Below are 18,243 nucleotides of genomic sequence, written 5' to 3'. Positions count from 1 at the left end.
CTCAGAGGTCGTACGGGACGGCCCGGAGTGGGCACAATTGACCTTGCACGGCCGACCACCCCCGGCAACGGGGCGTCGACCGTCCCGGGACCGTCCGGGGCGACACAAGGGGAGGCAGGACCACGGTGGCTGACGGCACCAAGGCGATCGTCGACACGTCCGGGACGGACGGGGCGGCGTCCCGGGCCGAGCCCGGGACGCCGGAGCACGGGTCGGGCCGCGGCCGGACCGCCGGGAACCCCGCGAAGAGCCCCACGAAGAGCGCCGCGAAGGACCCGGCGAAGGGCACCGGCCCGGCACCGGCCAAGGGCGCCGCGAACGGGTCCGCGAAGCGCGCCGCCGCGGCCAACGGCAGCACCGGGACGGCGGCCGCCAAGGCACCGGCCAAGGGCGCGCCGAACGGGGCCACCAGGGCCGCCAGAACGGCCCCGGCGCTCAAGCCCGCCCCCGCGCTCAAGCCCGCCGCCCCGCAGCCCGACCTGCGGCCCGCGACCGCCGCCGCCGAGGCCGCGGCGAAGGCCGCCGTGACCGCCGAGCCGCCCGCCGCCGAGGCCGACCCCACCGACCTTCCCGTCGAGGCCCTCCCCGCCCCGGACGCCGACCTGCCCGCCGCCACCGCGACCGAAGCCGACGCCGACGCCGACCTGCCCGCCGAGGCCGGGGCGATCCCCGAGGACGCCCCCGGGGCCGACCTCCCGGCCGAGGCCACCGCCCCGCTCTCGGCCCAGGAGATCGACGCCGAGCTGACCGCCCGGGGCGCCCGCCCGGAGCGCCCCTCCCGCAGCCGGGGGGTGCGCCGCCCGCTGCCGCCGGTCGAGCCCGCCGAGCCCGTCCCGGCCACCAGCACCGAGACCCTGGACGCCGACACCGCCACCCTGCCCGCCGTCCTGCCCGCCCCGCAGCGGCACAGCGGCGACCGGATCGGCGGCCGCTACCGGCTGGAGGAGTGCATCTCCGCGTCGGAGTCCTTCACCAGCTGGCGCGCCGTCGACGAGAAGCTCCGCCGCGCCGTCGGCGTCCACCTGCTCTCGGCCGGCCACCGCCGCGCCAAGTCCGTGCTGACCGCCGCCCGGAGCGCCGCCCTGCTCGGCGACCCGCGCTTCGTCCAGGTGCTGGACGCGGTGCAGGAGGGCGAGCTGGTCTACGTCGTCCGCGAGTGGCTGCCCGGCGCCCGCGACCTCGGCGAGCTGCTGGCGGACGGCCCGCTGGAGCCCTACGACGCCTACCAGATGGTCCGCCAGGTCACCGACGCGATCGCCGCCGCCCACGAACGCGGCCAGGCCCACCTCCGGCTCACCCCCAAGTGCGTGCTGCGCACCGACGGCGGCCAGTACCGGATCAACGGCATCGCGGTCGACGCCGCGCTGCGCGGCCTCCCCACCGAGGACGCCGAGCTGACCGACGTCCGGGCGATCGGCGCCCTGCTGTACGCCGCGCTCACCCACCGCTGGCCCTACCCCGAGGACCGCTACGACCTCCGGGGGCTGCCCGAGGACCTCGGCTGCGTCCCGCCGGACCAGGTCCGGGCGGGCGTCCACAAGGGCCTGGCCGAGCTGGCCGCCCGCGTCCTGTGCGAGCCGCACCCCAAGGGGCAGCTCACCGGGCCCGCCGGACTGGCCGCGGCGATCGCCGCGATGCCGAAGGTCCGCCCCCCGGAGCAGCCCGCCCCGCCGACCCTGCGGGCGCTCCCGGCGGCGCGCCCCCGGTACGCCTCCGGCGCTCCCACCCAGGTGCTGCCCCCGGTCGTCGAACCCGCGTCCGACCGCCCGGCCGGCCCCCGGCCCGCCCCGCGCCGCCGCCGCGGCCTGCGCCGCGCGCTGCGCTGGACGGCCTCGCTGGTGGCCCTCTCGGCCGTCACCGTCGGCTCCTGGCAGCTGGTGGAGTACGTCAACGACCGGACGGCGGCCAGCACCACCGACGGCCACACCGCCCCCGCGCCCACCCCGACCGGCTCCGTTCCGGCGCCGACCGGCCAGAAGCTCACCATCAGCGCCCTCAGCCCGTTCAACGCCTACGGCGACACCAAGGACGAGCACAGCGGCGAAGTCCCCAACGCGATGGACGGCAACCCGGCCACCGCCTGGACCACCCAGCGCTACAACGACCAGTTCGGCGCCTGGCGGCCCGGCACCGGCCTGCTGATCGACCTCGGCGCGGTCCGCACCGTCGGCTCGGTGGACGTCCAGCTGATCGGCGACACCAGGGTCGAGCTGCGGGCCGCCCCCACCGGAACGGGCAGCGCCCCGAGCGCCGACGAGAACGGCTTCCGCGCCTTCGGCCCGGCCATCGCCAACGGCTCCGGCAGCAAGGTCGCGCTGAAGCCCGGCAGCCCGGTGTCCACCCGGTACCTGCTGCTCTGGCTCACCGGCCTGCCCAGCAACGACGAGGGCGGCTACCGCGGCAAGGTCGCCGAGATCCAGGTCAACGGCTGACCCGCCCGCACCCCTTGATCCGTCCGACCGTATCCCCAACGATGTGACCGAGGCCGCCGACCCGGACGGCCCGACCGCGAGGAGGGGGAGGATGGCCGAGGAGCCCACCGACGCCGAGCTGCTCGCCCGGCACACCGCGGGCGACCCGGACGCCTTCGGGCTGCTGGTGCACCGCCACCGGGACCGCCTGTGGGCGGTCGCGGTGCGCACCCTCGGCGACCGCGAGGAGGCCGCCGACGCGCTCCAGGACGCCCTGGTCTCCGCCTTCCGCGCGGCCGCCGGGTTCCAGGGCCGCTCGGCGGTCACCACCTGGCTGCACCGGATCGTGGTCAACGCCTGCCTGGACCGGGCCCGCCGCGGCGCCGTCCGCCGGGCCGATTCGCTGGACCGGGACCCGGCCCCGCTGGCCGCGCTCGGCACCGCCGAGAGCACCGAGAGCCACGCGGTGCGCGCCGAGACCCGCCGCGAGGTGGCCGAGGCGCTCGCCGAACTGCCCGCCGACCAGCGGGCCGCCCTGGTGCTGGTCGACATGCAGGGCTACCCGGTGGCCGAGGCCGCCGAGGTGCTCGGCGTCCCGGTCGGCACCGTGAAGAGCCGCTGCGCCCGCGGCCGGGCCCGGCTGCTGCCGCTGCTGCGCCACCTCGGTCCGGCCGCCGTTCCACGTGGAACCGCCGCCGAGGACGACCGGCCCCCCGCCCCCGAGCGGGCGGCCCCGCCCGCCGACCGCACGCGTGTTCCACGTGGAACACCGGGGGCGGCCCCGGACGGTGTTCCACGTGGAACCGCCCCACCCGTCCCCCGGGACGGGAACCCGAACCGGCCCGCGCCCGTCCCACCCCCGGACTCCGCACCCGCCCTGGAAGGAGATGCGCCCCCGCGATGACGCCGCACCCGCCTTCCGACCACCCCGGCCTGGACGAACTCGCCGACCTCGCCGAGGAGCTGCTCCCGCCCGAGCGGGCCGAGTCGGTGCACCGGCACCTGGCCGACTGCCCCTCCTGCGCCGAGGACTACGCCGCCCTGTGCGGCCTGCCCGAGCTGCTGGCCGACTCCCCCGTCCCGCCGATGCCCGCCGAGGTCGCCGACCGGCTCACCGCCGCGCTCGCCGCCGAGTCCGCCGCCCGCACCGAGGCACGGGCCGGGGCCCGCCCGCCGGAGCAGGCCGCGCAGCAGCCCGCACCCCGTCGGGAGGCCGCCGCCACCGGGCCGGCCCGGACGGGCGGCCCTGCGGGCACCCCGCGGGCGGGCGCCGCCGGCCCCGGCCGGTCCGCCCGCCGCCGGCGCGGCCCCGTCCTGCTGCTCACGGCCGCCTTCCTGGCGGTCGCCGCGGCCACCGGCGGCATCCTGCTGAACCTGGACCGGTCCGGCGGGGACGCCACCGCCTCCTCCGCCGCAGCCGAGAACTCCTCCGCCGAGAACTCCTCCGCCAAGCACCCCGCGCTCGGCGCGGGCAGCCCGAACGCCGCGGCCACCACCGGGACGGCCCCGGTCGCCGCCGACGGCCCGGAGTTCACCGCCGACCGGCTGCCCGCCCAGGTGCGCCAACTGCTGGACGGGAAGAACGTCCCCCAGCTCGGCGCGGCCGACCCGACCGTCCCGGCCGTCCCGTCCTGCCTGCCCGCCGCCGCCGGGCACCCCGGCGAACCGCCGCTGGCGGCCGCCCCGGGCCGCTACGCGGGCCGTCCGGTGCTGGCGCTGGTCTACCGGCCCGCGGGCGGCGGCGGACCGCTCGACGTCTACCTGGCCACCCCGGACTGCCCCGGTTCGACGATCCTGCTGCACAGCACCGTCCCGGCCCCCTGATTCCTCGCCGCCGCGGGCCGCCGACGACCGGAGTGCGGGCGGTTGGTGCGCCCGGGCCTGGGAATGCGGGAGACTGGTGAGTCGTTGTCCGGGGCGGCGGAGCAGACCGCCCTCCCCCGCGCGAGCGGGACGACAGGCGAACCAGGAGATGCAGTGAGCGACGTCCGTAACGTGATCATCATCGGTTCCGGCCCGTCCGGGTACACCGCTGCGCTGTACACCGCGCGTGCTTCCCTCAAGCCGCTGGTGTTCGAGGGCGCGGTCACGGCCGGCGGTGCGCTGATGAACACCACCGAGGTGGAGAACTTCCCGGGCTTCCGCGACGGCATCATGGGCCCCGAGCTGATGGACAACATGCGCGCCCAGGCCGAGCGCTTCGGCGCCGAGCTGGTCCCGGACGACGTCGTCGCGGTCGACCTGACGGGCGACATCAAGACCGTCACCGACTCCGAGGGCACCGTGCACCGGGCCCGCGCGGTGATCGTCACCACCGGCTCGCAGCACCGCAAGCTCGGCCTCCCCAACGAGGACAAGCTCTCCGGCCGCGGCGTCTCCTGGTGCGCGACCTGCGACGGCTTCTTCTTCCGCGACCAGGACATCGCGGTGGTCGGCGGCGGCGACACCGCCCTGGAGGAGGCCACCTTCCTGTCCCGCTTCGCCCGCAGCGTGACGATCGTGCACCGCCGGGATTCACTCCGCGCCTCCAAGGCGATGCAGGAGCGCGCCTTCGCCGACCCGAAGATCTCCTTCGCCTGGGACAGCGCGGTCGAGGAGATCCACGGCGACCCGAAGCTCTCCGGCGTGACCCTGCGCGACACCACCACCGGGGACCTCCGCGAGCTGCCGGTCACCGGCCTGTTCATCGCGATCGGCCACGACCCGCGCACCGAGCTCTTCAAGGGCCAGCTCGACCTGGACGCCGAGGGCTACCTCCAGGTCGAGTCCCCCTCGACCCGGACCAGCGTCCCCGGCGTCTTCGCCGCCGGCGACGTGGTCGACCACACCTACCGCCAGGCGATCACCGCGGCCGGCACCGGCTGCTCCGCCGCGCTGGACGCCGAGCGCTACCTGGCCGCCCAGGACCAGCTGCTGGCGGCCGGCGAGGCCGCCACCGCCGCGGTCTGACGGACCGACAGTCCTCCCCCGACGGGGGCAGAAACAAAAACCGCCCCCGTCGTTGTTGTCACTGACGCATCTCTCCTCCGACCCCAAGGAGTTCCCGTGGCCGGCGCCACCAAGGAAGTTACGGACGCCACCTTCGACGAGGTGGTGCTCAAGAGCGAGAAGCCCGTCCTGGTCGACTTCTGGGCCACCTGGTGCGGCCCGTGCCGCCAGGTCGCCCCGGTCCTGGAGGACATCGCGGCCGAGCACGGCGAGAAGCTCAGCATCGTCAAGCTCGACGTCGACGCCAACCAGGAGACCGCGGCCGCGTACAACGTGATCTCCATCCCGACGTTGAACGTCTACCAGAACGGCGAGCTGGTGAAGACCATCACCGGCGCCCGCCCGAAGGCCGCGCTGCTGCGCGAACTGGCCGAGTACCTCTAGGCCCACCGGCCGGTCCCGGCCTCCCGGTCGTGGGGGGGGGGGCCCCCCCGGGGGGGCCCCGGGGGCGGGGGGGCGGGGGGGGGGCCGGGGCCCCCCCCCCCCCCCCCGGCGCCCCCCCCGCCCCCCCGGGGGGCCCCCCCCCCGCGGGGCGGGGGGGCCCCCCCCGGGGGCCCCCCGGGGGGGGCCCGCCCCCACGTTTCCGGGCCTTCGCCCAGCCGCCTCCGGCGCGGAACCCGGCCGCGGCCGCCGGAGGGCCCCGGGCGGAGGATCGTTCTCACAGAACTCCCGGACGGCCCGTCAGAACGGCCGCAGCGCCGGTTCCTTGCGCCGTCCGCCGAGCAGCCGCTCCAACGCGCCCTCCACGTCGCCCTTCCAGGAGAGCGTGGTGCGCGCCTCCAACCGCAGCCTCGGGTACCGGTGGTGCGGGCGGACGGTCTTGAAGCCGACCGCGAGCAGGTGCTCGGCGGGCAGTACGCAGCTCGGGATCTCCCGCCCCTGGGCCCCGAACGCCTCGATCGCCCGGAAGCCCCGCCGGATCAGGTCCTTGGCCACCCCCTGCACCAGCACCCGCCCCAGCCCCTGCCCCTGGAACTCCGGCAGCACCCGGGACACCATCAACTGCACGGCGTCCGGCGCGATCGGACTGGTCGGGAAGGACTGTCCGCGCGGCACGTACGCGGGCGGGGCGTAGAGCACGAACCCCGCCGGGCGGTCGTCCACGTAGGCGACCCGCCCGCAGGAGCCCCACTCCAGCAGCACCGCCGAGATCCACCCCTCCTTCTCCAACTCCCCCTTGCCGGCGTCCTGCGCGTCCCGTCCGCTGACCGGGTCGAGCTCCCAGAAGACACAGGAGCGGCAGGTGTTCGGCAGATCCGTGAGGTTGTCCAGCGTCAGCGGAACCACCCTCCGTCCCACGCCCGTACCTCCTCCTCCACGCGGCGACACTCCAGTCTGCTCCGCCCAGCAGAACGGGTGCACGTTTCACGTGAAACATGCACCCGTCGTTCGTCGTCCGGTCCGTCCGGCGTCAGGAGAGCGGCAGCCCCTGCTCCCCCGGAGCCAGGCTGTCCAGAATCCGGTTCAGGTCCTCGACCGAGCCGAACTCCAGCACCACCTTGCCCCGGCCGGGCTTGCCGTTCCGCTGCGAGACCTCGACCTTGACCCGGGTCTCGAAGCGGTCCGAGAGCCGCCCGGCCAGCTCGTCGTAGGCCGGGGAGGACTCGTACGCCGCCTGCGGGGCCCGCTTCTTCTTCGGCTCGATGCCCGCCAGCAGCTTGGCAATCTCCTCGGTCGCCCGCACCGACAGCAGCTCGGCCACCACCCGCTCGGCCAGCTTCTCCTGCCGCTCGGCGTCCGGCACCATCAGGATCGCCTTGGCGTGCCCGGCGGTGACGTTCCCGGATGCCACCTTCAACTGCACCGACACCGGCAGCTTCATCAGCCGCAGCGTGTTGGAGACGTGCGGCCGGGACTTGCCCACCCGGTCCGCCAACTCGTCGTGCGTGCAGCCGAAGTCGCGCAGCAGCTGGTCGTAGGCGGCGGCCTCCTCCAGCGCGTTCAGCTCGGCCCGGTGCAGGTTCTCCAGCAGCGCGTCCAGCAGCAGCTTGTCGTCCTCGGTGGCCCGGACGATCGCCGGGATGGCCTCCAGACCGGCCTCCCGGGAGGCCCGCCAGCGCCGCTCGCCCATGATCAGCTCGTAGCGCTCCGGCCCGGTCTGACGGACCACCACGGGCTGCAGCAGGCCGACCTCCTTGATCGAGGCGACCAGTTCGGCGAGCTTCTCCTCGTCGAACACCTCGCGCGGCTGGCGCGGGTTGGGGCTGATCGCGTCCAGCGGCAGCTCGGCGAACCGGGCGCCGTTCACCGGGGCCAGCGCCGCCTCCAGCACGCTCCGGCGCTGGTCGCCGGCCAGCTCCCGCAGGCTCTCCGCGGCGGCCTTGGCGGCCACCGTGCCGCGGTCGGTCGGCACCGCGGCCATCACCGTGACGGTGGACGGGGCCTCCGGCACCGCTGCTTCCTCGGCCGCCGGCTGGGCCGCCGGGATCAGTGCTCCCAGACCCCTGCCCAGTCCCCTGCGCGTGCCACTCACCGGTTGTCCTCCATCGAACTGTGCTGTGCCATCGGCGTGGACCGCTCCTCGCCGTTGCGCGGCGGCACCACCGCCGCGCCCGCCCGGTGCCGGCCCTCGCCGGTCTTCACGACCGCCCGCAGCGCCACCTCGCGGGCCGCCTCCAGGTAGGAGAGCGCGCCGCTGGAGCCGGGGTCGTAGGTCAGCACGGTCTGCCCGTAGCTGGGGGCCTCGGAGATGCGCACCGACCGCGGGATCGCGGTGGCCAGCACCTCCTTCTCGAAGTGCGTCCGCACCTCCTCCGCGACCTGCGCGGCCAGCCTGGTCCGGGCGTCGTACATGGTCAGCAGGATGGTCGACACGTGCAGCGCCGGGTTGAGGTGCGCGCGCACCAGCTCCACGTTGCGCAGCAGCTGGCCGAGGCCCTCCAGCGCGTAGTACTCGCACTGGATCGGGATCAGCACCTCCTGGCCGGCCACCATCGCGTTGACGGTGAGCAGGCCCAGCGAGGGCGGGCAGTCGATCAGCACGTAGTCGAGCGGCTGCTCGTAGGCCGCGATGGCGCGCTGCAGCCGGCTCTCCCGGGCGACCAGCGAGACCAGCTCGATCTCGGCACCGGCCAGGTCGATGGTGGCCGGGCAGCAGAACAGCCCCTCCACGTCCACCACCGGCTGCACCACGTCGGCCAGCGGCTTGCCCTCCACCAGCACGTCGTAGATCGACGGCACCTCGGCGTGGTGGTCGATGCCCAGCGCGGTCGAGGCGTTGCCCTGCGGGTCGAGGTCGATCACCAGCACCCGCAGCCCGTGCATGGCCAGCGCGGCGGCCATGTTGACGGTGGTGGTGGTCTTGCCCACCCCGCCCTTCTGGTTGGCCACCACCATCACCCGGGTCGTGGCGGGACGCGGCAGCGCCTCCCCCGCACTCGTGCCGAGCCGACCGGCGGCGCTCGCGTCGCGCGCGACGGGGGTCTCATCCACCTGGTCGACGATCTCCGACTCCTGCATGGGGGTCAGTGTTTCACGTGAAACCGGGGCCGCGACAGTCACCTCCGGATGACGGTCTCGCGTCCGGTTGAGTCCTTGGTCAAGTACGCCGGTGAGCAGGAAGCGACGTTTCACGTGGAACACGATGCCCGGATTGTCGGGTTCCGCGGGGCCGACACTCCGGTCCGACGCCACCGGAGCGCGGCCGAAGGGGTGAATTCCGGGCGGCGGACGGCCGGAGACGCCGGTGGGGCGGACCGCCGCACCGGCTGTCCGCCCCACCCGTCACCGCTCGGCTCAGCGCCGGCCGCGCCCGCCGGCCCGTCGGCCCGCACCCTCGCCGCCCTTGCCGCCGCGCCCGGCCCGGGCCGCCTTGGCCCGCCGGGTGGCCGCCTTCACGCCGCCGGGGCTCTCCCCCGCCTCCACCCGGACCACCCGGGTCGGCGTCTCCAGCACGCCCTCGCCGACCCCGATCACCGACCACTTCACCGCGCCCAGCCGGGTCAGCGCCGCCCGCGAGTCCGTGAGCTCCTGCTCGGCGGTGTCGCCCTTCAGCGCCAGCATCTGCCCGTACGGCCGCAGCAGCGGCATGCCCCAGCCGGCCAGCCGGTCCAGCGGCGCCACCGCGCGGGCGGTCACCACGTCCACCGCCAGCTTGCCGACCGTCTCCTCGGCCCGGCCGCGCAGCACCGTGACGTTGTCCAGCCCGAGCTCGCGCACCACCTCCTCCAGGAAGGTGGTGCGCCGCAGCAGCGGCTCCAGCAGGGTGACCGACACGTCCGGCCGGGCCAGCGCCACCGGGATGCCGGGCAGGCCGGCCCCGGAGCCGACGTCGCAGAGCGAGACCTCGGCCGGCAGCAGCTCGGCCAGCACCGCGCAGTTGAGCACGTGCCGGTCCCACAGCCGGGGCACCTCGCGCGGGCCGATCAGCCCGCGCTGGACCCCGGCGGTCGCCAGCAGTTCGGTGTACCGCACGGCCGCCGGCAGCCGATCGCCGAAGATCCGTCCCGCTGCCTCCGGCGCCTCGCCGGGCCCCTCCAGCGGCGCCTCGGACGCCGTGCCGTCCCTGTCCATCTCTGCCTCTCCGCTCACCGTCGTGTCCACCCGCCGTACCAGCACTGTTCCACGTGAAACATCCCTCCGCCGCAAAGGCGACGACCCCGCCCGCGAGAGGCGGGCGGGGTCGTCGCCGATCTGCGGCACCACCGGCATCAAGCCGGCAGCACGACCACGCAGCGCTCGGGCTCCTCGCCCTCCGACTCGCTGCGCAGCCCCGCGGCGGCCACCGCGTCGTGCACCACCTTGCGCTCGAACGGGGTCATCGGCTGCAGCTTCACCCGCTCGCCACTGCTCTTCACCCGTTCGGCCGTGTCCGCGCCCAGTTCGGCCAGCTCGGCCCGCTTGCGCGCCCGGAAGCCCGCGACGTCCAGCATCAGGCGGCTGCGCTCCCCAGTCTCCCGGTGCACGGCCAGCCGGGTCAGCTCCTGGAGCGCCTCCAGCACCTCGCCGTCCTGGCCCACCAGCCGCAGCAGCGTCCGGTCGTCGCCCTCGCCGACGATGGAGACCAGCGCCCGGTCCCCCTCGACGTCCATGTCGATGTCGCCGTCCAGGTCCGCGATGTCGAGCAGACCCTCCAGGTAGTCGGCGGCGATGTCACCCTCGTGCTCCAGCCGCGCGAGGGTGCCCTCACCGGCCGGCGCGGTGTCGACGGCGGAGATGGTGCCATCCGTCACAGGTGGACTCCTTCGGAGTTACAGGGCCCTCGGGTGGGGCCGGGAGAGGAGGGGGTCGGGACTACTTCTTCTTCGGCCGCTGGCCGCCCGGGCCACCGCGCCGGGGCTGCTGCCGCTGCCCCGGTCGGGCCGCCGGCTTCGCACCGCCCGGCTTCGCACCGGACTGCCCGGCCCCGGCCGGCTCGGCCTCCACCGCGTCCTGGGGCTCCGCGTCGGTCGGCGCCGCGTCCTGCGCCTGCTCCGCGCCGTGCGCCTGGTGGGTGCCGGACGCCTGCCGCTGCGACTTGCTCTGCTTGCGCGGCTGCTGGCGGCGGACCTGGACGCTCTCCTCCACCGCGGCCTGGGCGTCCGCCGCGGCGCCGCCCTTCCCGCCGGTGAGGGAGGCCAGCAGGCCGCCCTTCTTGATCGAGCCGTCCGGGTTGATCCGGCCCTGCTTCTTCAGACGGGCCTGGCGCTCGTTCCAGGCCTGGCTGCCCGGCGTCGGGTTGTTCCGGATGACGACCAGCTGCTGGCCCATCGACCAGACGTTGGTGGTCAGCCAGTAGACCAGCACACCGACCGGGAAGTTGATGCCCATCACGGCGAACATGACCGGGAAGACGTACATCAGCATCTTCTGCTGCTGCATGAACGGCGTCTTGACCGTCAGGTCCATGTTCTTGGTCATCAGCTGGCGCTGCGTGATGAACTGCGACAGCGACATCAGCACGATCATGACCGCGCAGACGATCTGGATGTGGAGGCTGTCCGCGCCCACGAACTTCGCCGACAGCGGGGCGCCGAAGATGTGCGCCTGCTTGGCGCTCTCCAGCAGCGGCTGGTCGATGACGCCGATCTGCTTGTCGTTGGCGACCGAGGCCAGCACACCGTAGAGGGCGGTGAAGAACGGCGCCTGCACGAGGATGGGAAGGCACGAGGAGAACGGGTTGGTGCCCGCCTCCTTGTACAGCTTCATCATCTCTTCGGACTGGCGCTGCTTGTCGTTCTTGTAGCGCTCCTGGATGGCCTTCATCTTCGGCTGGATCGCCTGCATGGCCCGGGTCGACTTGATCTGCTTCACGAAGAGCGGGATCAGGCAGATCCGGATGACGACCACCATCATCACGATGGACAGGCCCCACGCCATGCCGCCGTCGGGATCGAAGACGTGGCTGAACAGCGAGTGGAACTGGACGATGATCCAGGACACCGCTGTGTAGAGGGGACTCAGAAAACCGAAGGTCACCGGTCAGACTCCTTGGACATCGGGCTTCGCCACCGGCTCCGGCTCGGCGGTCCCGCTCGTGGGGCTCAGCAGATTGCGCAGCCGGCGGTGCCACACCGGGTGCTTTCGCGGCGGAACATGGTCGACCCCACCGGGAGACCAGGGATTGCAACGCAGGATGCGCCAGCCGGTCAGGCCGGTGCCCTTGATCGCGCCGTGCACGCGGATCGCCTCGTACCCGTAGCGGGAGCACGAGGGGTAGTACCGGCACACCGGGCCCAGCAGCGGACTGATCGTCCACTGGTACAGCCTGATGAGGCCCATCAGCAGGTACTTCATCGCCCTGTTCCCGTCGGGGCACCGCCGGACGGCTCCGACCTGAGCAGTCGGCGCAGCGCGGCGTCCAGATCGTGTCCGAGCTCCGGGTACGGGGCCGTCGCCGCGGCGGGCAGCGCCCGCACCACTATCAGGCTACCTGCGGGCAACCGGGACAGACGCTCCTGGACCAGATGGCGCAGCCGACGTTTCACCAGATTGCGCACCACCGCGGGCCCCACGGCCTTGCTCACGACGAAACCCGCACGCGCCGAAGGAAGCCCCTCGGCGACGTGCGGGTGGGAGTCGCTGTTCCGGTCGGCCCCGCCCTCGGGTGCTCCCTCTCTGTGAAGGTGCACCACCAGCAGGGGCCGGCCGGCGCGGCGGCCGCGTTTCACCGCGGTCGCGAAGTCCTGGCGCCGCCGCAGCCGATTCTCGGTGGGCAGCACTGCAGACCCTTGGCGCGGATCAGGCGGACAGGGCGCTGCGGCCCTTGGCGCGGCGGTTCGCCAGGATGGCGCGGCCGGCACGGGTACGCATGCGCAGCCGGAAGCCGTGGGTCTTGGCGCGACGACGGTTGTTCGGCTGGAAGGTGCGCTTGCTCACTCGGGGGCTCCTGGGGTGAATCGTAGGATGACGCGGAGTCGCTTGGCCGTCACCGTGCGTCCGCGCGATCTCCCCTTGCGTGCTGGGAAATCCGGTCCCGGGGCCCAGATCTGCTGGGACGGGACGACCACGGCGCCCGTGCTGCGCGCGTCATGGAAGCGGGCGGACCCGCGGACATGCGGCAGCGGCCATCGACAACTCGACCTGGTTACGGTACGCGGGAGCAGGTCCGAGGGTCAAACCAGGTGGTGGCCGCCACGTTGCCCACAGCCTGTGGACAACAACTTGAATCAGCTCTGCGCGCTGACTACCGTTGCAGGACTTGTCTCTTTTGTTCTGTGCCCGTGGTCGCTCCGTGCCGCGCCACCTCGACCCCCGCCTCACCGACCTGCCTGACTCCCCCGCGCCGGGGAACGAGAAAGCGTGTACCAGTGGCTGATGTCAACAGCGATCTCGTCCTGATGTGGTCGAGGGTCGTCGAGCGACTGGTGGGCGACAGCGACGTCGTGGAGAAGGACAAGAACTGGGTCCGCCGCACCCAGCCGATGTGGATGATGCACGACACCGCCCTGCTCGCGGCCCCGAACGAGTTCGCCAAGCAGGTGCTGGAGGGCCGGCTGCTGCCGCAGCTGACCGACGCCATCTCGCAGGAGTTCGGCCGCCAGGTGCGGATCGCCGTGATGGTGGACGCCAACGCCGCCCCCTCGACCGACCCGGAGCCGGAGTTCGACCCCGAGCCGGAGCCCGAGCCCGTCCCGGAGTGGCCGCACCCGCGGCAGCAGGAGCACGGCTACCAGGCCGGCCCGGCCTACCCGCAGCAGCTCCCCCCGCAGCACCAGCAGCATCAGCCGCACCAGCCCCAGCACCAGCCGCCGCACCAGCAGGCGCAGCCGCGCCCCGGCAGCTGGCCGGGGCGGCCCGGCGGCGACTACCCGCAGCACCCCGGCTACCCGCAGGACTACCCGCCGGCCGCGGCCTACGGCGCGCCCGTGCCGGACCCGTACGGCGACCACTCCGACCGGGGCGGCTGGGAGTCCGCCCCGGTGCCCGAGCGGCGGCCCGAGCCGGCCCCGCGGCGGGCCGGGCGGCCGACCGCGGACTCCGCGCAGGGCGACCTGTTCGGCGGCGCGCTGGGCTCCCCCGACGAGGACCGGCCGCGCGCGGGCGGCGCCCGCCGGAACGGGCCGCGGGCGGCCGCGCAGCACTCCGGCCCGGCCGAGCGGACCCCGGCCCCCGGCGTCCCGGCCCCGCCCGGCGCCCCGCCCGCGGGCGCCCGCAAGGACGAGCCCAACGCCCGGCTGAACCCCAAGTACCTGTTCGACACCTTCGTGATCGGCGCCAGCAACCGCTTCGCGCACGCCGCCGCGGTGGCGGTCGCCGAGGCCCCGGCGAAGGCGTACAACCCGCTCTTCGTCTACGGCGAGTCCGGGCTGGGCAAGACCCACCTGCTGCACGCCATCGGGCACTACTCGCGCAGCCTGTTCCCGGGCACCCGGGTGCGGTACGTGAGCTCGGAGGAGTTCACCAACGAGTTCATCAACTCGATCCGGGACGGCAAGGCGGACGCGTTCCGCAAGCGCTACCGGGACATCGACATCCTGCTGGTCGACGACATCCAGTTCCTGGCCAGCAAGGAGTCGACGCAGGAGGAGTTCTTCCACACCTTCAACACCCTGCACAACGCCAACAAGCAGATCGTGCTCTCCTCGGACCGGCCGCCCAAGCAGCTGATCACGCTGGAGGACCGGCTCCGCAACCGCTTCGAGTGGGGGCTGATCACCGACGTCACCCCGCCGGAGCTGGAGACCCGGATCGCGATCCTGCGGAAGAAGGCGATCCAGGAGCAACTCAACGCCCCCGCAGACGTGTTGGAGTTCATCGCGTCCCGGATCACCCGCAACATCCGGGAGCTGGAGGGCGCGCTGATCCGGGTCACCGCGTTCGCCAACCTGAACCGGGCGCCGGTGGACCTGGAGCTGGCCGGCATCGTCCTCAAGGACCTGATCCCGGGCGGGGACGAGGACGCCGGGCCGGAGATCACCGCACAGGTGATCATGCAGCAGACGGCCGCCTACTTCGGCCTGGGCGTCGAGGACCTGTGCGGCTCCTCGCGCAGCCGGGTGCTGGTGACGGCCCGGCAGATCGCGATGTACCTGTGCCGGGAGCTGACCGACCTCTCGCTGCCCAAGATCGGCGCGCAGTTCGGCGGCCGCGACCACACCACGGTGATGCACGCGGACCGCAAGATCCGCTCGCTGATGGCCGAGCGGCGGTCCATCTACAACCAGGTCACCGAGCTGACCAACCGGATCAAGAGCTAGCCGGGGCAAGGGAGTTGAGGCCCGGGAGGGGAGTGCGGCCGGATCGGCCGCACTCCCCTTCGGCGTTCCCGGGCCCGGGGCGGCCGGGGACGGGGGCTTCCGGCGACCGCGACCGCGACCGGCGACAGGGTGCCCGGCGGCCGGGCGGCCGGGCGGTCCGCAACCGGGCAATCGGGGGAATCCGGCGGTCCGGCAGGTGTGGCGGGGGCCCGGGCGGGGCAGGAATCGTTCGAATGGCACCCCCGACGGGCCGCCCGCAGGTCCGAACATTTGCGCAGCAAATCGAACGGTTCGGGTGCGCACCGGAGTTGTCCACAGGAACGGGTGGGTTTTCCCCGTCCACAGGCCCCGGAAGCCGAAGTTATCCCGAGGTTCCTCCACAGGCGGATCACCGCTACTCTCTTTGGCGCAGGTCAGCTGCCTGTGGACTTGTGCACAACTGTTGTCCACAGCCTGTGGAGAACTGAGGCCCCGTCAGACGGTCCACAGAGTTATCCACCGGCTGTCCACAGGAAAAGGGGAGTTATCCCCAGGTTGTCCACAGCCCTGTCCACAGTTCGACAACATCAACTCCCTTGTCAGGCCTGCGTGTGAATGGCGTCACGTGATGTTGATCCGGCGCTGGGGATAACCGGGCCGATATCTGTGGATGAAGCTGGGGATAACCTGTGGATACTCAGCGTGCCCTGTGGATTACGCTCCGCTGTCCACAGGAGGGTCTGGTTGTCCACAGCCGCCATCCACAGGTCCTGTGGACAAAATCCGGGTGTTGACCTGCGCAAACGAGGTTATCCACGGTATCCACAGGCCCTACTACTACTGCTACACCTAGAGAGCTCCAGACTTGATCAACAGTGGGGGTGGGCCGAATCTGTGGACAACCGGGCCCCGACATCTGTTCGGTCCGGTTGTGCCCATCTGCCCCGACTGTCGGCCGAGTACGTCAGACTGTCCTTCGGCAACCGGAGAGCAGGCGGAGTGGTCGGCCCGACCGGGAGCCCGAAGACGAGATCAACAGCGCGGGTCGGCGGAACGGGCCGGGCGCGCGGCGACAGCAGCCAGGAGGCGGTTACCGGTGAAGTTCCGGGTGGAGCGTGATGTCCTCGCGGAGGCGGTGGCCTGGGCTGCCCGCAGCCTCCCGGCGCGGCCGCCGGTGCCGGTGCTGGCCGGCCTGCTGCTGACGGCGCAGGAGGGCACGCTGGCGCTCTCCGGGTTCGACTACGAGGTCTCGGCCCGGGTCGAGCTGGAGGCGGACATCGAGGAGGCCGGCACCGTCCTGGTCTCCGGCCGGCTGCTGAACGACATCTCGCGGAACCTGCCGAACCGCCCGGTGGAGATCTCCACCGACGGCATGCGGGTCACCGTGGTCTGCGGCAGCTCGCGCTTCACGCTGCCGACCCTCCCGGTCGACGAGTACCCGACGCTCCCGCAGATGCCGACCGCCACCGGCACCGTCCCGGGCGACGTGTTCGCCTCGGCCGTCAGCCAGGCTGCGGTCGCCGCCGGGCGGGACGACACCCTGCCGGTGCTCACCGGCGTCCGGGTCGAGATCAACGGCAGCGGGATCACCCTGGCCGCCACCGACCGGTACCGGTTCGCCGTCCGCGAGCTGCTCTGGAAGCCCGAGCAGGACGACATCAACGCCGTGGCGCTGGTGCCCGCCAAGACCCTGCAGGACATCGCCAAGTCGCTGGGCAGCGGCGACCACGTGTCGATCGCGCTCTCCACCGGCGGGGCCGGCGAGGGCCTGATCGGTTTCGAGGGCGCCGGTCGGCGGACCACCACCCGCCTGCTGGAGGGCGAGTTCCCGAAGTTCCGGTCGATCTTCCCGACCGAGTTCTCGGCGGTCGCCGCGGTGCAGACCCAGCCCTTCCTGGAGGCGCTCAAGCGCGTCTCGCTGGTGGCCGAGCGGAACACCCCGGTCCGGCTGAGCTTCGAGCAGGGCGTGCTGACCCTGGAGGCCGGCTCGGGCGACGACGCGCAGGCGTCCGAGCGGGTGGAGGCCGACCTGGAGGGCGACGACATCTCGATCGCCTTCAACCCGGGTTACCTGGAGGAGGGGCTCAAGGCGATCGACGCCGCGTACGCGCAGCTGAGCTTCACCACCCCGACCAAGCCGGCCCTGCTCACCGGCAAGCCCGCCGTGGACGCCGAACCGGACGAGGCGTACCAGTACCTGATCATGCCGGTCCGCCTCTCCGGCTGACCCGCACCGGACCACCAGGGGCGCGAGGGGCGACTGCCTCCGCGCCCCTGTGGCTGCCCGGCGGTCCCTCCCCGTCGGCGTAGGCTCAGTGGGTGCGGCAACGGCGCCGTCATCAGGCACGACACCACAGTGAAGGACTTGTCATGGAGCTCGGCCTCATCGGTCTCGGCAAGATGGGCGGCAACATGCGCGAGCGCATCCGCCGCGCCGGCCACACCGTCATCGGCTACGACCGCAACCCGGACCTCGCCGACGTCGAAAGCGTCGAGCAGCTGGTCGCCAAGCTGGAGGCCCCCCGCGTGGTGTGGGTGATGGTCCCGGCCGGCGCGCCGACCCAGGAGACCGTCGAGCAGCTGGCCGAACTGCTCTCCCCCGGCGACGTGGTGGTCGACGGCGGCAACTCCCGCTGGACCGACGACATCCAGCACGCCGAGCTGCTGGCCGCCAAGGGCATCGGCTTCGTCGACTGCGGCGTCTCCGGCGGTGTCTGGGGCCTGGAGAACGGCTACGCGCTGATGTACGGCGGCGAGGCGGCGGACGTCGCCAAGGTGCAGCCGGTCTTCGACGCGCTCAAGCCCGAGGGCGACTTCGGCTCGGTGCACGCCGGCAAGGTCGGTGCCGGCCACTTCGCCAAGATGGTCCACAACGGCATCGAGTACGCGATGATGCAGGCCTTCGCCGAGGGCTGGGAGCTGCTGGAGGCCGCCCCCGAGGTGACCGACGTGCGCGAGGTCTTCCGCAGCTGGCAGGAGGGCACGGTCATCCGCTCCTGGCTGCTCGACCTGGCGGTCCGGGCGTTGGACGACGACGAGCACCTGGCCAAGCTCAAGGGCTGGGCCGCGGATTCCGGCGAGGGCCGCTGGACGGTCGAGGCCGCGATCGACCACGCGGTGCCGCTGCCCGCGATCACCGCCTCGCTGTTCGCCCGGTTCGCCTCCCGCCAGGAGGACTCCCCGCAGATGAAGATGATCGCCGCCCTGCGCAACCAGTTCGGCGGCCACGCGGTCGAGTCCAAGTAAGT

The 18,243-nt window shown here is 73.3% G+C and carries 17 protein-coding genes; 8 read left to right on the top strand and 9 right to left on the bottom strand.

The features are described 5' to 3' along the window. Nucleotides 1–125: 125 nt before the first annotated feature. The 5 genes from ACIQBJ_RS10190 (at nucleotide 126) to trxA (ending at nucleotide 5,783) form a co-directional block, all read left to right on the top strand. A complete protein-coding gene (locus tag ACIQBJ_RS10190; protein WP_400706671.1) occupies nucleotides 126–2,432 on the top strand; it encodes a hypothetical protein in 2,307 nt (768 codons plus the stop codon). A 91-nt stretch (nucleotides 2,433–2,523) separates the two neighbouring features. Then, nucleotides 2,524–3,315: an RNA polymerase sigma factor SigM gene (gene sigM / locus ACIQBJ_RS10185; protein WP_400706668.1), complete on the top strand. Its 792-nt coding sequence runs from the start codon at nucleotides 2,524–2,526 to the stop codon at nucleotides 3,313–3,315. After that, complete coding sequence (locus ACIQBJ_RS10180; RefSeq protein ID WP_400706665.1) at nucleotides 3,312–4,235, top strand: hypothetical protein; 924 nt, start codon at nucleotides 3,312–3,314, stop codon at nucleotides 4,233–4,235. Before sigM ends, ACIQBJ_RS10180 begins: the two co-directional genes overlap by 4 nt. Nucleotides 4,236–4,388: 153 nt before the next feature. After that, nucleotides 4,389–5,360, top strand: coding sequence for a thioredoxin-disulfide reductase (gene trxB, locus ACIQBJ_RS10175; protein ID WP_400706662.1), 972 nt, complete (start codon nucleotides 4,389–4,391; stop codon nucleotides 5,358–5,360). 96 nt (nucleotides 5,361–5,456) lie between these two features. Further along, nucleotides 5,457–5,783, top strand: a complete 327-nt coding sequence (gene trxA / locus ACIQBJ_RS10170) for a thioredoxin (protein ID WP_400706660.1) — start codon at nucleotides 5,457–5,459, stop codon at nucleotides 5,781–5,783. A gap of 297 nt (nucleotides 5,784–6,080) precedes the next feature. On the opposite strand, the gene ACIQBJ_RS10165 is transcribed toward trxA, so the two are convergent. From ACIQBJ_RS10165 to rpmH, 9 genes are all read right to left on the bottom strand, one after another. Further along, the gene (locus ACIQBJ_RS10165) at nucleotides 6,081–6,698 is read right to left on the bottom strand and encodes a GNAT family N-acetyltransferase (RefSeq protein WP_400706658.1); all 618 of its coding nucleotides are present in this window, start codon (nucleotides 6,696–6,698) and stop codon (nucleotides 6,081–6,083) included. 112 nt (nucleotides 6,699–6,810) lie between these two features. Next, the gene (locus ACIQBJ_RS10160; RefSeq protein ID WP_400706656.1) at nucleotides 6,811–7,872 is read right to left on the bottom strand and encodes a ParB/RepB/Spo0J family partition protein; all 1,062 of its coding nucleotides are present in this window, start codon (nucleotides 7,870–7,872) and stop codon (nucleotides 6,811–6,813) included. After that, nucleotides 7,869–8,900: a ParA family protein gene (locus tag ACIQBJ_RS10155; protein WP_400706653.1), complete on the bottom strand. Its 1,032-nt coding sequence runs from the start codon at nucleotides 8,898–8,900 to the stop codon at nucleotides 7,869–7,871. Before ACIQBJ_RS10155 ends, ACIQBJ_RS10160 begins: the two co-directional genes overlap by 4 nt. Nucleotides 8,901–9,134: 234 nt before the next feature. After that, entirely contained in the window at nucleotides 9,135–9,911 is a 777-nt protein-coding gene (gene rsmG, locus ACIQBJ_RS10150; RefSeq protein ID WP_400706650.1) for a 16S rRNA (guanine(527)-N(7))-methyltransferase RsmG, read from the bottom strand. A gap of 137 nt (nucleotides 9,912–10,048) precedes the next feature. Continuing rightward, on the bottom strand, nucleotides 10,049–10,570 hold the full coding sequence (locus ACIQBJ_RS10145) for a protein jag (RefSeq protein ID WP_400706647.1): 522 nt from the start codon (nucleotides 10,568–10,570) through the stop codon (nucleotides 10,049–10,051). Nucleotides 10,571–10,631: 61 nt separating this feature from the next. Next, nucleotides 10,632–11,795 (bottom strand): membrane protein insertase YidC, encoded by a 1,164-nt coding sequence (gene yidC, locus ACIQBJ_RS10140; protein WP_400706644.1) that lies wholly within the window; start codon nucleotides 11,793–11,795, stop codon nucleotides 10,632–10,634. 3 nt (nucleotides 11,796–11,798) lie between these two features. Then, nucleotides 11,799–12,113, bottom strand: a complete 315-nt coding sequence (gene yidD, locus ACIQBJ_RS10135; RefSeq protein WP_400706641.1) for a membrane protein insertion efficiency factor YidD — start codon at nucleotides 12,111–12,113, stop codon at nucleotides 11,799–11,801. Further along, nucleotides 12,110–12,538 carry a ribonuclease P protein component gene (rnpA, locus tag ACIQBJ_RS10130; RefSeq protein ID WP_400706638.1) on the bottom strand — a complete coding sequence of 143 codons (429 nt, stop codon included), beginning with the start codon at nucleotides 12,536–12,538 and terminating at the stop codon, nucleotides 12,110–12,112. Before rnpA ends, yidD begins: the two co-directional genes overlap by 4 nt. A 19-nt stretch (nucleotides 12,539–12,557) precedes the next feature. Continuing rightward, on the bottom strand, nucleotides 12,558–12,695 hold the full coding sequence (gene rpmH / locus ACIQBJ_RS10125) for a 50S ribosomal protein L34 (RefSeq protein ID WP_030457638.1): 138 nt from the start codon (nucleotides 12,693–12,695) through the stop codon (nucleotides 12,558–12,560). A 431-nt stretch (nucleotides 12,696–13,126) separates the two neighbouring features. On the opposite strand from rpmH, the gene dnaA reads away from it, so the two are divergent. The 3 genes from dnaA to gnd all read left to right on the top strand — a co-directional run bounded on the left by dnaA (nucleotide 13,127) and on the right by gnd (nucleotide 18,241). Then, nucleotides 13,127–15,016, top strand: a complete 1,890-nt coding sequence (dnaA, locus tag ACIQBJ_RS10120) for a chromosomal replication initiator protein DnaA (protein WP_400706634.1) — start codon at nucleotides 13,127–13,129, stop codon at nucleotides 15,014–15,016. Between the two features lie 1,075 nt (nucleotides 15,017–16,091). Beyond that, nucleotides 16,092–17,222, top strand: a complete 1,131-nt coding sequence (gene dnaN / locus ACIQBJ_RS10115; RefSeq protein WP_400706631.1) for a DNA polymerase III subunit beta — start codon at nucleotides 16,092–16,094, stop codon at nucleotides 17,220–17,222. Between the two features lie 92 nt (nucleotides 17,223–17,314). Further along, nucleotides 17,315–18,241 carry a phosphogluconate dehydrogenase (NAD(+)-dependent, decarboxylating) gene (gnd, locus tag ACIQBJ_RS10110; RefSeq protein ID WP_400706628.1) on the top strand — a complete coding sequence of 309 codons (927 nt, stop codon included), beginning with the start codon at nucleotides 17,315–17,317 and terminating at the stop codon, nucleotides 18,239–18,241. The last annotated feature ends 2 nt before the right edge of the window (nucleotides 18,242–18,243 follow it).

The organism is Kitasatospora sp. NPDC088391 (assembly GCF_044753345.1).
In the GTDB taxonomy this organism is placed as follows: Bacteria; Actinomycetota; Actinomycetes; order Streptomycetales; family Streptomycetaceae; genus Kitasatospora.
The sequence above is the reverse complement of the archived record's forward strand: the minus strand, read 5'-3'. Positions and strand labels throughout refer to the sequence as shown.

Bases quoted from the DNA above. Each gene is read 5' to 3' on its own strand.
- sigM (WP_400706668.1), top strand. From the start codon at position 2,524: ATGGCCGAGGAGCCCACCGACGCCGAGCTGCTCGCCCGGCACACCGCG.
- ACIQBJ_RS10180 (WP_400706665.1), top strand. From the start codon at position 3,312: ATGACGCCGCACCCGCCTTCCGACCACCCCGGCCTGGACGAACTCGCC.
- rsmG (WP_400706650.1), bottom strand. From the start codon at position 9,911: ATGGACAGGGACGGCACGGCGTCCGAGGCGCCGCTGGAGGGGCCCGGC.
- yidD (WP_400706641.1), bottom strand. From the start codon at position 12,113: ATGAAGTACCTGCTGATGGGCCTCATCAGGCTGTACCAGTGGACGATC.